Here is a 13,820-nt window from a genome sequence, read left to right as displayed (position 1 = left end):
GCGCGACTCTTAGAAACTTCTTACGCCCTCCCCCGACGCTCTCCCCCGTGAACTACGTGAAGAGCAACAGCAGTCAGCCACTGCCCCAGCCACGTGAAGCCCGGCACAGTGACATCGCGGGCGCGCGGCGTCGGCGCCGCTTCCGTACGTACGGCATCGCTGCGGCCGTCGTACTGACCGTCACCACGGCGTCGGCCGGCTACCTGGCCATGGCAGAGCCGCCGTCGGACGGCGGTACGGCGGACGTGGCGCCCCAAGTGCAGGGCAGCGCGGTCGACTTCACCGTGCGCGGCGGCACCACGCGCGTGGACACCGGGTCGCTGCGCGTCACCGGGCACGCCGACGACGGGGCTTCGCTCCCGATGTCCGGCGCGGCGGGCCGGCAGCTCGGCAAGCCCGGCGCGGTCAGCGTGGACGGCGGCACGGCCCGCTGGTCGTACCCCGGCAAGAAGCTCACCGTCACGGCGAAGAGCGATCACGGTCGGCTGCGCATGACGGTCCACTCCGACACCGACCAGAAGCTGTCCTGGCCCACTACCGCGCCCGGCGCCCACGGAGCCCTTCAGATCCCGCGCGGCGAGGGCCTGCGCGTCCCGGTGAGCGACGCCTTCTGGAACTCCGGCGAGGCCGGTCTCAAGGACTCGGAGACCGAACTCTCGGGCGGCCTCACCCTTCCGGCCTGGGGTTACACCGAGGGCAAGCACGGCGTCGGCTACATCGTGCCGGAGGAGGTCGGCACATCGCTGGGCTTCGCGTCGAAGGACGGCCGCATCGGCTCCACCGCGCGGCACGAGTTCTCGCGGCGCGAGCAGACCCGCGACTACACGGTGCACTTCTCCCTCACCGGCTCCTCCCCGGTCTCCTCCGCCGCCAACTACCGCGCATACCTCGACGAACACGGCAAGCTGCGCTCCCTGGCGCAGAAGATCAAGGAGAACCCCGAGGTCGGGCGGCTGCTCGGGGCGGTGCACGCCTACGCATGGGGCAGCGCCCGCACCACGAAGGGCGTGAACGAGCTGCGCAAGCTCGGCGTCTCCCGGCTCTGGCTCGGTTACGACGCCGACGACCAGCCGATGGACAAGGCAGCCGTGCGGGCCGCGCAACGACACGGCTACCTGGTCGGCCCGTACGACTCCTACGCCAACGGCCAGCCCTCCCGGAGCGCCGACAACCCCTCGTCGAAGTGGCCCGGCTCGGTCTACCCCGACTTCTGCGTACGCAACTGGAAGGGTGAGATCAAGGAGGGCTTCGGCGGCCGGGGCTGCTACGTCAGCACCCAGGCGTTCAAGCAGGCCGAGCCGGGCAAGCACTACCTGGCCGACCGGGCGAAGAAGATGACGGCCAACGGCGCCGACAGTTACTTCCTCGATGTCGACGCGGCAGGCGAGCTGTTCACCGACAGCAGCGAGGGCCACCGCATGAACAAGAAGCAGGACCGCGCCAACCGCCTGGAGCGCATGCAAAAGCTCGCGTCCGACGACAAGTTCGTCCTCGGCTCCGAGTCCGCCGGCTCCTGGGCCGCCCCCGTGCTCGCCTTCAACCACGGTGGGCAGACGCCGGTCGCTGACGGCTTGTGGCAGCTGGAGAAGGACAAGGAGAAGTGGGGCGGCTACGCGCCGCAGGGCGAGCCCGCGTTCTTCTTCAAGGAGGCCGAGCTGCCGCCCTCACTGGCGAAGGCGATGTACGACCCGCGCTACCGCGTCCCCCTTTACGAAACCGCACTGCACGGCTCCGTCATCAACACGGACCGCTGGGAAATGCCGTACAACAAGCTCCCGGCCCAGAAGACCGACCGGGCATTGATGTCCGCCCTCTACAACACCCCGCTCAACTTCACGCTCGGGGACAAGAACCTGAAGTCCACGGGCAAGGAAATGGCGGAGCTCCAGCGCTATTTCGCACCTCTGCACAAGGCCGCGGGCACCGAGCGGATGACCGGCTACCAGCGGCTCACCGCCGACGGGACGGTACAGCGCTCGGAGTTCGGCGACGGGAAGCTGACCGTGACCGCCAACTTCGGCAAGAAGCCGTACGGGTCGCTGCCCGGCGACTGCGTGGACGCCAAGCTCAGGAACGAGACGAGGTCCCACCGCCTCTGCAGCTAAATGCACCACAACTTGCTGCACGCGGTGCAGGTGGCGGCCCGCCCACGGGATGGGGCACGGTGAATCACGTGCTTACCGAACGGCTGCACCGCGGTATCTCCCTCAGCATCGCCCATCCAATCGGTCTTTCCAGTTGGGCACTCAGGAGATCGCGGTCCGCCCCAATGATTCGTTGCCGACGCACAACTCTTGCGCTGATTAGCACGAATTGAGGATCGATGCAGAGTCTTGACATGCTGACCGAGGAAAAGCCCCGTTCCGTGGTCGAACAGTTCTCGCCGGGTGACATCGGTGGCCGGCACCGTACGCACTTGGCGAGCACCCCTGACGAACTCCTGACCGAGCTGCCGCTGACCGCGGACGCGGCCCGTTCGGTGAGCTCCGGCCGCCTGATGACCCGCCGCGTACTGAGCGGTGAGGACGACCGGCTGCTCGTCGTGGTCGGCCCGTGCTCGATCCACGACGTCAACGCCGGTCTTGCGTACGCGAGATCACTGGCTGAACTGGCCGCCGAACTCGCCGACGACCTGGCGATCGTCATGCGGGTGTATGTCGAGAAGCCCCGCACCACGGTCGGTTGGACCGGGCTGCTCGCCGATCCGGCGCTGGACGGCAACCTCGATCTCGACCGAGGGCTTCGCACCGCCCGTTCCCTCATGCTGGAGATCGCCGAACTGGGCCTGGCCATCGGCACGGAGTGGCTGAGCCCGGCGGCTCCCGCGTACCTGGCGGACCTGATCTCCTGGGGAGCCATCGGCGCGCGGACCGTGGAGAGCCAGGTGCATCGCCAGTTGGCGAGCGGTCTGCCCATGCCCGTGGGCATGAAGAACGGCAGCACCGGCTCGGTGGGCGTTGCCGTCGACGCCATCCGGTCCGCGGCCGCCCCCCACGCGTACCTCGGCCTCGGCCGGAACGGCAGGCCTGTCACGCTGCGAACGAGCGGGAATCCCGACTGCCATGTAGTGCTCCGGGGCGGGTCGGGGCAGCCCAACTACCGCGCCGAGCACGTGCGCGACGCGGCGCGGCTGCTGTCGGCGGCCGCGCTGCCGACCGGCCTGGTCATCGATGCCAGCCACGGCAACAGCGGCAAGGACCACGAACAACAGGCCCTGGTCGCCCGGGAGATAGGCGCACAGGTGGCGGCCGGTGACACGGACATCCGGGGCGTCATGCTGGAGGGCTTCCTCGTCCCAGGGCGCCAGGAACTCGGCATCGGTGAGGCCGTGTTCGGCCAGAGCATCACCGACGCCTGCATGGGGTGGGACGCCACCGTGGACGTGCTCAGGGACCTCGCGTCCGCGAGCCGCCGGTGCCGCGCCCTGACGGCCGCCGGACGCTGAGGGGAGCGAGCATGCTTGACATCGCCGCGCTGGGTCCGAATGGGCCCTACCGGACGCGGAACCGCACCACCGTGGCGGACGCCTCGGGCACACCGGCCCTTGAACTGGCATCGGTCCCGGGCCTTGTGGTCTCCCACTGGATCGATCAACTGCGCGGAAGCGCGCCTCTGCCCGTCGCGGAGACAGCCGACGTGCTCAGCAAGGCGGCCGACGTCTTCGAGGGCCAGGAGCTCCTGGGAGACGATCTGGAAGCCCACGAGCGTCGCGTGTCGGCGCTGACGGGAACGCCCGTCACGGTCGTGCGCGAGTGCGACAGGCTGATCACGGCGACCCTGCGCGACGTGGGACGTGCGCCGTCGGCGGCACGCCCCACGGGCTGCGCCCCGGCAGGCACCGCCGTGCGTGACGCTCCCTCGGCGGGCGCTGCGTGGTGCCGTACAGGGGACGTCTTCGCCGTGCACGCGGCGGGCAACAGCCCCGGCGTGCATGCCATGTGGCCCGAGGCGCTGGCGCTCGGCTACCGGGTCGTCGTCCGCCCCTCCACCCGGGACCCGCTCACCCCCTTCCGCCTCGTCACCGCGCTGTGGCAGGCAGGAGTACCGACCACGCAGCTGGTCATGGCGCCCTGCGACCACGCGACAGCGGATCTGATCATCGAGCGCGCGGACCGTGCCCTCGTGTACGGCGGTCAGGACGTCGTGGACAAGTACCGCAACCGCTGCGACGTACGACTGCAGGGGCCGGGCCGCTCGAAACTGGTCGTGACCGCCGACGCGGAACGGCGCTCCGGTCTCGGCCTCGCCGGCACGGGCGCGCTCTATCACGCGGGAACCGCGTGCACCGCGACCACGGGCGTACTGGTCGAACAGGATCCGGCGGGATTCGCCGGCGAACTGGCCGCCACGCTACGGAAGGTGGCACCGGCCGGGCCCCTGGACGACGAGGCCCTGCTGCCGTGCATGCCGGAGGCCGACGCGGAACGACTGGCGGCGGCGGTCATGCAGCAGGCCAAGGACGCGACGGTGCATCTGGCGCCGAGAGTCGAACGGCTCGGCGGCGAGGGCTCCCTGGCGACCGTGACACCCGCAGTCGTGGAACTGACGTCCCCGAGGAGCCCGGCGCTGTCGTACGAGGCGCCCTTCCCCTGCGTATGGGTCGCCCCGTTCGAGCGGGACGCCGTGGATGTCCTCGACGGATCTCTGGTCCTGTCGCTGCACACCGAGGACTTGGAGCTGGTCGAGGCGGCCACGCGGCTCACGTCGGTCTCCAACGTGTACCGGAGCAGGCCGACTTCCTGGGTCCATCCGGACGTACCGCACGACGGGTTCCTCGGAGAGTTCCTGATGCGCGCCAAGGGGCTTGCCCATGGCGACTGACCTCAAGCATCCGCCGCGAACAAGGAGTGGCAAGTGAAGATCAACTCCAGGAGCGACCTCGACTTCATGGAGCGGATACAGCAGCAGGTGGCAGCTCACCGCCGCGAGTCCCGTTCCGACGAGGCGTACTACACGTCGAAGCTGGCCGAGGTCTGGCACCGCGCGGAGGGGACGTCCGCCTACGCCTCGCTCGACCCGTTCTCGATGCGGGCGTTCCGGGACCTGCACGCGACGTCCAAGGACGACCTCAAGGCCCGGCCTCTCGACTACCTGCGGGTACCGATCGACGCAGGTCTGAAGTACTACCAGACCACAGGGACGACAGGGGCCCCCACGCCGACGCCCCGCACGGCCCAGGACATGATCGCCAACACCGTGTCCGTCGCCGAGACCTGGCGCACGATGCTCGCGGACAGCGGTCACCGCGCTCTGATCCTGCTGCCGTCGGACATCGTGCCGGTGGCCGACCTGATGGTCGGCGTCTGCGAGTTCCTGGGCGTTCCCCACGTCAAGGCGTACCCCTACACCACCGGGATCTCCGACTGGGACCGCATCGTCGGTCTGTGGGAGGTCTTCCGGCCGACCGTCCTGTTCGTGGCGCCCGGTGTGCTGCTCCAGTTCTCCCAGATCATGATGAAGCGCGGCCTCCTCGACCAACTGCGTGAGTCCGTGGAACTCCTCATGCTGCTCGGGGAGGTGAGCACCCCGGAGCTGCGCGCCATGGCCGGGCACTGGTGGAACGCGCGTGCCTACGACGCGAGTTACGGCAGCACGGAAAGCGGCACGCTGGCCGCATGCTGCCCACAGGACCGACTGCACCTGCTGCGCGGGGCCAACTACTTCGAGATCGCGAACGAGGACGGCATCGTGCCCGCCGAGGCGGGACGCGAAGGGCGGCTCGTCGTCACCCCGCTCAACAACGATGCCCGTCCGCTCCTCCGCCTCGACATGGGCGACGACGTGTCCCTGACCGACGGCTGCCCCTGCGGCGAGGACAGCACCGTGGTGACGGTCCACGGCCGGGGAAGCGACGGAACCGAGATCAAGGGCAGCCGGGTGCGCACCCGCGACCTCGAAGGCATCATCTACGCGAACCGCGACGTCATGGGCTACCTGATCGAGGTCGACGAGGGCGGCACGTGGGCCAGGCTGCTGCTCGAGCGGGACCCGAGCACCGACCGTGAGGCCGAGTCCGCGAAGAACGCCGCCATCCAGCGGCGTACGGACGAACACCTCGGCTTCCGGTGGGACGAGGTCCGGTTCGTCAACCGGCTGCCGGTGACGACGAAGAGCGGTGGCTCCCAGAAGAGCTGGAAGCGCTCCAACTTCCGGGTCGTCGCCGAGGTGGTACCGGCATGACGTACGAGATGTTGCGGAGGTCGTCCGGGGTCGTCTCCGGAGACTCCGACCTGTGGTGCACGTACGCGGCCGTGCGTACGCTCACCTGGCTCGGCCGTGTCGACGACCTGCCATCCCCCGAGACCGTCACCGGCTTCCTCTCCTCCCGGCAGAACTCCGACGGCGGGTTCGCGTGGTCGGCCGGCATGAGCTCCGACGCCTGGGCCACCTACTACTGCACCCAGGCCATGGCCGATCTGCCGGGCGGCGGCCGCGACCCGGTCGGCGGTGCGGGTTCCGCATGGGTGTGGAGTGCCGCCCACGCGGACGGCGGGTTCGCGATGACGCCAGGTCAGGCGTCGGACGTGTGGGCCACCTACTACGCCGTACGCACCCTGGTGGAGATCTTCGGTGAGCGCCCTCCGGAGGCGCTGTTCGACTGGCTGTCGGCGCTTCAGGCCAAGGACGGCGGACTCGCATGGAGCCCCGCCCACGCGAAGGACGGCACGTCCGACGTGCGGGCCTGCTATTACGCCCTCACGGCCTGGAGCACGGCCACGGGTGGTCAGGGTCCCCTGCCGTGGAGCCGCGAGCGGCTCACGAGCTGGCTCAAGGACCGGCAGAGCGAGGCCGGCGGCTTCACCTTCCAGGCGGGCGACGACACCGACTGTCTGTGGGCGACGTTCCGGGCCACCAGCGCCCTGAGCCGCCTCGGCGAGACCCCGCGGGACCCCGAGGCCTGCGTCGCCTGGATCCGGGCCCGGCTCACGCCGGGCGGATCGTTCACTCGGTGGCCCGGATATCCCGTGCCGGATGTGTGGGCCGCGTTCTGCGGGGTGGGAGCGCTGAGGGAACTCGGCGCCGGAGCCGAGGACTTCGAGGACATCGCCGACCGGGTGGTCGAAACGGTGCTGTCGTTCCGGACCGGGCAGGGCGGATTCACCTATCGCGCTCCCGAACTCGCGTCGGACGTGCTCACCACCTCCGCTCACCTGATCGCCGGCCACTTCTCGGACACCGGGGAGCGCGACGCCCTTCGGTGGACGGAGAGCTGCATGCTGCCGAATGAGGACGGCATCATGTACATGCCGGGGCGGGGAAGTGAGGTGCGGTGCACCCTCTGGGCCCTGTCGGCGGGGGCGTTCAGGGACGACACCGCGGCCCGTGGCAGGATCGCGGACTGGCTCGCCGGTTCCATCCAGAACCCCGACGGCGGCTTCGGGTACTGGGAGGGCCGCGCGTCGGACATGGTGTCGACGTGCGCGGCCGCTGAGATCCTCCACCGGACCGGCGGGGAGTCGGTGGCCGCCCACCTGCGGGACATCGCCGGGTACGTGGCCACCTGCGAGACAGCACCCGGCCAGTACGCCAACGTGCCCGGTGGCCGGCCCACGCTGCGAGCCACCCTGCAGGCGCTCAGGGCGCTGAACCGTGCCGTCGGGACCGACGGCGCCCCCGCCTGTGACGCGCTCGCCCTGCACCGGGTGCGCGGCGGCGGATTCGCGAACGAGGGCAACCGGGTCCCGGATCTGCTGAGCACCTACGAAGCCGTCCTTGCGGGCGACGAGTTCGGCCTCGCATGGGATGCCGGCCATCTGACGAAGTTCCTGGACAGCGTACGCACGGCGGACGGCGGGTTCGCCTGGACTCCTTTGATGGCCGCGAGCGGCGGCCCGCTCGCCGACTGTCTGGGACGGCGTCTGGAGATGCGGCTCTCGCCCGAACGGCACGCTCTGCCGCCGCTGGCCCTCTCGTGAAAGGCGCGGAATCTTGCCGACCATCGATGTGACCAGCACCCCACTGACCCCCTCCGCGCGGCTGAAAGCCACTCTGCGCCTCACCCGGTGGATGGCCGCGCACGGTTCGGACGCCGCGCACGTCGTGGTCACCTTCCGGACCACGGAGCCCATGACGTACTTCGCCGGCGGGGTGCCGTTGACGCCCTACGGGGACGGCACGGGCGAGGACAAGCACGCCCGGTGGGCGTCCGTCGTGTGCCACATCCATCCAGACCGCGACACCGCGTACCGGACCGAACTGGCCGAGGAGATCAGGGAGGCGCTCGGTCTCGACCCCGCCACCTCCCACCTGACGGTCCGGCTCGAACCCACGCAACCCGACCGGGTCTTCTACCTGGACTCGGGGTCGATGACGAGCGGCGGCCCGCCACCGGGCGGCCGCAGCCAAGAGAAAGGTTCCAGGCATGCACACCTCTGACCGCACTTCTGAACACACCTCTCACCGCGCCTCTGACCACACCGAGACCAGCACCCGCGTCCTGGCGGTCCTCGAGAAGCGCTTCGGCGACGCCGCCCGCACGCTGGCCCCGGACGCGGACCTGTCCGACGCGCTGCCGGGGTTCGACAGCCTGGCGGCTCTTGAGTACGTCACCGCCGTCGAGGGCGAGTTCGGCATCGAGGTCGATTTCGTGGGCGACGACGTGCGCTATTGGTTCAGCACGCTCGACCGGACCGCCGAGTACGTGCGCGAGTGCGTCGAGGATCAGGCGGCATGACGGCGAGGGCGGCTCGTACGGCGGAGCCCCGAGCTGGGGGGCGTGACGAGATCCGCTTCGACACGTCCGGCAGCACGGGTGTCGCGCGTGGCTGGTTCCGGCTGCCGCACCAGATGGAGCGAGAGGTGGAGCTGATCGGCACGCGTCTCGTCGGTCAGGTCGATCGCGTCATCAACTACGCCCCGCCGCAGCACCTGTTCGGCGCCCTGTTCGGTCAGTGGCTGCCGCGCATGGCGAAGGTCCGCGTCCACCAGGCGTGGACCGACCCGTTCGAGCCCCTCCCGGTGCGCCCCGGCGAGCGAGTCCTGGTCGTCTGCGTCCCGATGGCCTGGGACCTGCTGCGCCGTGGCTGGCCGACGCTGAAGCGCGCGAGCTCGGTCGTCGCCCTGCACAGCTCGGCGGCCCCGCCGCCGACCGCCCACGCACTCGTCCGCCGCGCCGCTCCGCTGCTTCGGGCTCACGAGATCCTGGGGTCGACCGAGACCGGGGGCATCGCCCACCGGCGGCTGGCTCCCGAGGGGAACAGCGCGGCGCCGTGGGAGGCCTTCCCCGACATCTCCTTCGTACGTGACGTCGGCACACCGGCGGAACGGAAGCAAGAACTGGTGGTGCGCGGTCCGCGCCTGGCCCGCCCGGAGAGCGGGACGGGACCACCCGCCCAGTGGGCCACCGGCGACCTGGTGCGGTTCACGGGACCCCGTACGTTCCGACTCGTCGGGCGCGGCAGCTCCCTGATCAAGGTGAACGGCATCAAGGTGCATCTCGCCAGGGTCGACGAGCGACTGGGCGCCCGCCTGCCACAGGCGGAATGCGTCGCGCTCCCCCTGCCCGGCGATTCGCTCGCCGGGGAGGGATACGTGGTCCTGTGGTCCGGCCGGGGCAGCGGAGTGGGCGTGGCGGACATCAGAGCGGCTCTCGGAGATTTCCCCGGTCCGTCGCGGATCGTGGAACTGGCTTGCATACCAAGGACTTCCACCGGAAAACCGGACCGGGAAGCCCTGCTCTCGGCGCTCTGACCGCCGTCACCTTTCGTTCTCTCTTTCTCTCTTTCCCCGCAATTCTTCAGAGGATTTTTCTGTGTCCAGGTTGATCGTGGTGACCGGTGCGAGCGCAGGCATCGGAAAGGCCACGGCGAAGCGTTTCGCCGAGAACAACGACAAGGTGCTGCTGATCGCGAGGCAGCGGAACCGGCTCGCGCGGGCGGCCGAGGAGATCGAATCGAGCGTTCCGGGAGCGGACGTCGAGACACTCGCCCTCGACATGTCCGACGCCGATTCGGCGGAGCTCCTCCAGAACCACGTCAGGTCGACCGGACTGCCGGTCAACGGCCTTGTGTGCTGCGCCGGTTCGGTCCCGCCGTCAGGGAGCGAGGACGTGAAGTCCGTCGTGACGGAATGGCGGGAGGCGTACCAGTCGAACGTGATGACCTCCGTCATCGCCGTGGAAGGCTTGGTCCCGCTCATGGCCGACGGCGGCAGCATCGTGCTCTACAGCTCCATCGCCGCCTACCGCGGATCCGGCGGTTCAGGTGGGTACGGCGCCGCGAAAGCGGCCCTCCACTCGTACGTCCACACGCTCGCGACACGCCTGGGGCGGCGCGGCATCAGTGTCAACGCCATCGCGCCGGGCTATGTCGCGGGCACCGACCTCTTCGGCGACGGCCTCTCCGCCGCGCGGGAGACCATGCTCGTCCGGCAGACCGCCCTTGGACGCTCGGGAGATCCGGCCGACATCGCGGAGCTCGGCTTCTACCTGTGCTCAGAGCCCGGTGGCTATGTCACTTCTCAGATTCTCCAGATCAACGGCGGCTCGTACCACGGCGTTTGACCTCGTGCCCTTCAACCCCCGACCGCGAAAGTACGGTGACAATCCATGAACGCCCGCGAGCAGGCGGACGCGCACGTCCGAGCCATGATGCGCTGGCACTTCGACCCGGCCACGGGCTCCCGCTACTGGGTGGAGCGCCGCGACCGGCTGGGTTTCGATCCGGTCGAGGACGTGCGGTGCGTCGATGACCTGCTGAAGTTCCCCAACCTGGTGGACGAACTCCGCGACGTTCCGGTCGAGGACCTGATCCCCCGCGGCCTGGACGCGACGGAGAAGGTGTTCGCCGTCTACGAGAGCGGTGGCACCACAGGAGCTCCCAAGCGCTTCATGATGTTCGAGAAGTGGTTCGATCAGTACATGGCGTGGGAGAACTCCCACTACCCCGATGACGGTGAGGGACACGCTCTGGCGGTGGCACCCAGCGGCCCCCACATGCTCGGCGAGTACTCCAGGAGGATCGCGCAGGCCCGGGGCGGGATCCGGTTCTCCATCGACCTGGATCCGCGCTGGGTGAAGCGCCTCATCGCGGCCGGTGACGCCGCCGGCGCCGGCGCGTACGTCGACCACCTCGTCGACCAGGCCGAACTGGTCCTGCAGTCACAGGACATCGCGTTCCTGATCACGACGCCGCCGCTCCTTGCCCGGCTGTCCGAACGGGCCTCGGTCCGCGCCCTGATCCAGGAGAAGGTGCGCCTCGTGATCTGGACAGGAGCGCACATGGATCTCGACACCCTGGACTACCTGTCCACGGAGCTCTTCCCCAAGACGCGGTTCCGGGGGTCGTACGGCAGCACATCCGTCCTCAGCGGCACGGTCCAGCGCCCCGACGCGGAGGGCACGGGCGACACGGTCTTCGATTCGTACGCCCCCTTCGTCTTCTACCGCGTGGTCGACCCGGACACCGGTCGGCCCGTCGAGTTCGGGTCGGAGGGAGCCGTGGTCATGAACTACCTCACCAAGTACGGCATGGTGCCCAACAGCCTCGAACGCGACCTGGCCACGCGGGTCCCCAGCCCCACGGGCGCCGGCGACTCCCTGCGGAACATTCATCCGGTCGCCGAAATGGACGGCCAGAAGATGATCGAAGGCGTCTATTGATGCCGCACGTACCCACGGCCCAGCACATGGAAATCGACGGAGCCGGCCTCTCCCCCCGCTCCGTCGCTGCGGCCGCACGCCACAGCGGCGGCGGGACTCGCGTGACGCTCAGTGCCTCGGCCGCCGAGCGGATGCGTGCCTCCGTGGGCCTCAAGGAGTCGCTGCTGGCGCAGGAAGTTCCCATGTACGCCGTCACCACGGGCTTCGGCGACAGCTGCGTCCGGCAGATCTCGCCGGACAAGGCGCACGAACTCCAGCGCAACCTGGTGCTCTATCACCTCAACGGCGTGGGTCCCGCAGCCGTACCGGAGGTCGCCCGGGCAGCCATGCTCATCAGGGCCAACGCGCTGGCCAAGGGAGTCTCCGCGATCCGGCCGCAGGCGGTGTCGACCCTGCTGGAGTGCCTGGGCCGGGACATCCTGCCCTTGATTCCTGAACGCGGATCGGTCGGCGCAAGCGGTGACCTGGTACCGCTGTGCTATCTGGCCGCGGCGCTGATCGGCGAAGGACAGGCCCTGCACCGCGGCACCGTGCGTCCGGCGCTCGACGCCCTGCGCGACGAGGGCATCGAGCCACTGTCCCTCGCGCCCAAGGAGGGAATCGCGCTGATCAACGGAACCTCCTTCGCCGCCGCGTACGCGGTCCTCGCCGCCTCGGACGCAAGGGAGTTGGCCTGCGTCGCCGAGATCGCGACAGCCATGACACTGGAGGCCCTGCACGGCAACGCGTCCGCCCTTCATCCCTTCGTCCACGCGAACAAGCCGCACCAGGGCCAGGTCAAGTCCGCCGACGCCATCCGTACGTTGCTGGCGGGGTCGCGGCTCGCCACCTCCTTCGACGACATCCTGGTGCGCCGCGAAAAGCTGGCCGGGCGGAGTTTCCTGCAGCTGAACGAGAGGATCCAGGACAAGTACTCGGTGCGCTGCGCACCGCAGATCATCGGCATCGTCCGCGACACGCTCGACTGGACGGAGAGCTGGCTCACCACCGAGATCAACTCCGCGACCGACAACCCCCTGTTCGACGTCGACGAGTCCGGGCTCCATCTCGGCGGCAACTTCTACGCAGGTCATGTCGGGCAGTCCATGGACAGTCTGAAGACCGCGGTGGCCGGCCTGGCCAACCTGCTCGACCGTCAGCTCGCGCTCGTCGTGGACGAGAAGTTCAACGAGGGGCTGCCGCCCAACCTGGTCGTCGCACGGGACCCGGACGATCCCGAGGCCGGGCTGCACCACGGGTTCAAGGGGATGCAGATAGCAGCCTCGGCCGTCACCGCCGAAGCCCTCAAACACACAGGTCCCGCATCGGTGTTCTCCCGCTCCACGGAGGCGCACAACCAGGACATCGTCAGCATGGGCACCATCTCGGCCCGTGACGCGCGCACCGTCAACGGCCTGGTGCGCGAGGTGGCGGCCATCCATCTGCTCGCCCTCGCCCAGGCCCTCGATCTGCGGGGCGTCGAGAAGGCGTCGCCGGCCGTCCGGGCCGTGCACGCGCTCATCAGGGAGCACAGCGCCTTCGTCACCCACGACCGCCGTCTGGACCAGGACATAGAGGCGGTGATCGGGCTGATCGAGACCGGATCCCTGCGACGCGCCGCGGGGATCGGCGACGACGAGTTCGCCGTCGATTGACGCAGCGCATCACCAAGCAGTGCGTTCACCAAGCAGTGCGTTCACCAAGCAGCGCATCACCAAGTACTGCATTCACCAAGGAGGTTCATCGCATGTCGAAGAAGACTCTGGCCATTTCCGGTGCTGTCGCCAGCGCATTGCTGGCACTGGGAATATCCGCCGTGCTGACCGTTCCCGCGCAGGCCACGTCCGAGGAGGTCATCAACCTGGACGTGGGCAACAACGGCGTCGTGCACACCGATGTCGGTGCCCACGGGTTGAGCGTCGGGGACGAGTACGTGTACGCGGACAAGCTCTCCCGGGGCGGTGAACAGATCGGTGAGGACGGCAGTTCCTGCCAGGTGACCGAGCTGCGCGGTTCGGACGTCACCACCAGCTGCGTGCTGTCGATACAGCTGCCCAAGGGGCAGCTCACCGCGCAATCCCTCTGGGTGAAGGGCAGCGACACGGTGCGGATGGCCATCACGGGCGGTACTGGTGCCTATCGCGGCGCGACCGGCGAGCTGGCGGCGAAGAACATCCAGACGCCGAAGGAGACCTACCGCATCACGTTGGACAGGTAAGCAATCGCCCCTGAACACAGCTTC

Annotated in this window: 12 protein-coding genes; all 12 read left to right on the top strand. The window is 69.2% G+C overall.

Annotation, left to right across the window (positions count from 1 at the left end; all coding sequences use genetic code 11):
• The first annotated feature begins 47 nt into the window (after positions 1–47).
• The 12 genes from E5671_RS38645 to E5671_RS38590 all read left to right on the top strand — a co-directional run bounded on the left by E5671_RS38645 (position 48) and on the right by E5671_RS38590 (position 13,796).
• Positions 48–2,105, top strand: a complete 2,058-nt coding sequence (locus E5671_RS38645; protein WP_336605974.1) for a glycoside hydrolase — start codon at positions 48–50, stop codon at positions 2,103–2,105.
• Positions 2,106–2,338: 233 nt separating this feature from the next.
• Entirely contained in the window at positions 2,339–3,445 is a 1,107-nt protein-coding gene (locus tag E5671_RS38640; protein ID WP_160508852.1) for a 3-deoxy-7-phosphoheptulonate synthase, read from the top strand.
• Positions 3,446–3,456: 11 nt separating this feature from the next.
• Positions 3,457–4,821: an aldehyde dehydrogenase family protein gene (locus E5671_RS38635; RefSeq protein ID WP_160508849.1), complete on the top strand. Its 1,365-nt coding sequence runs from the start codon at positions 3,457–3,459 to the stop codon at positions 4,819–4,821.
• A gap of 33 nt (positions 4,822–4,854) precedes the next feature.
• The gene (locus tag E5671_RS38630) at positions 4,855–6,180 is read left to right on the top strand and encodes a phenylacetate--CoA ligase family protein (RefSeq protein ID WP_160508848.1); all 1,326 of its coding nucleotides are present in this window, start codon (positions 4,855–4,857) and stop codon (positions 6,178–6,180) included.
• Positions 6,177–7,916, top strand: a complete 1,740-nt coding sequence (locus E5671_RS38625) for a prenyltransferase/squalene oxidase repeat-containing protein (protein WP_160508846.1) — start codon at positions 6,177–6,179, stop codon at positions 7,914–7,916. Before E5671_RS38630 ends, E5671_RS38625 begins: the two co-directional genes overlap by 4 nt.
• 13 nt (positions 7,917–7,929) lie before the next feature.
• On the top strand, positions 7,930–8,376 hold the full coding sequence (locus E5671_RS38620; RefSeq protein ID WP_160508844.1) for a hypothetical protein: 447 nt from the start codon (positions 7,930–7,932) through the stop codon (positions 8,374–8,376).
• Complete coding sequence (locus E5671_RS38615; RefSeq protein WP_160508843.1) at positions 8,363–8,674, top strand: acyl carrier protein; 312 nt, start codon at positions 8,363–8,365, stop codon at positions 8,672–8,674. Before E5671_RS38620 ends, E5671_RS38615 begins: the two co-directional genes overlap by 14 nt.
• Positions 8,671–9,690 (top strand): class I adenylate-forming enzyme family protein, encoded by a 1,020-nt coding sequence (locus E5671_RS38610; RefSeq protein ID WP_160508841.1) that lies wholly within the window; start codon positions 8,671–8,673, stop codon positions 9,688–9,690. Before E5671_RS38615 ends, E5671_RS38610 begins: the two co-directional genes overlap by 4 nt.
• A gap of 61 nt (positions 9,691–9,751) precedes the next feature.
• Entirely contained in the window at positions 9,752–10,501 is a 750-nt protein-coding gene (locus tag E5671_RS38605) for an SDR family oxidoreductase (RefSeq protein WP_160508839.1), read from the top strand.
• A gap of 45 nt (positions 10,502–10,546) precedes the next feature.
• Complete coding sequence (locus tag E5671_RS38600; protein WP_160508837.1) at positions 10,547–11,599, top strand: phenazine antibiotic biosynthesis protein; 1,053 nt, start codon at positions 10,547–10,549, stop codon at positions 11,597–11,599.
• The gene (locus E5671_RS38595; protein ID WP_202121429.1) at positions 11,599–13,233 is read left to right on the top strand and encodes an aromatic amino acid ammonia-lyase; all 1,635 of its coding nucleotides are present in this window, start codon (positions 11,599–11,601) and stop codon (positions 13,231–13,233) included. Before E5671_RS38600 ends, E5671_RS38595 begins: the two co-directional genes overlap by 1 nt.
• 92 nt (positions 13,234–13,325) lie before the next feature.
• Positions 13,326–13,796: an allene oxide cyclase barrel-like domain-containing protein gene (locus E5671_RS38590; protein WP_160508835.1), complete on the top strand. Its 471-nt coding sequence runs from the start codon at positions 13,326–13,328 to the stop codon at positions 13,794–13,796.
• Positions 13,797–13,820 lie beyond the last annotated feature (24 nt).

Origin of the sequence: Streptomyces sp. BA2 (genome assembly GCF_009769735.1) — a bacterium.
GTDB lineage: Bacteria > Actinomycetota > Actinomycetes > Streptomycetales > Streptomycetaceae > Streptomyces.
Note: the sequence above shows the minus strand (reverse complement) of the source record. Positions and strands in the feature narration are given on the sequence as shown.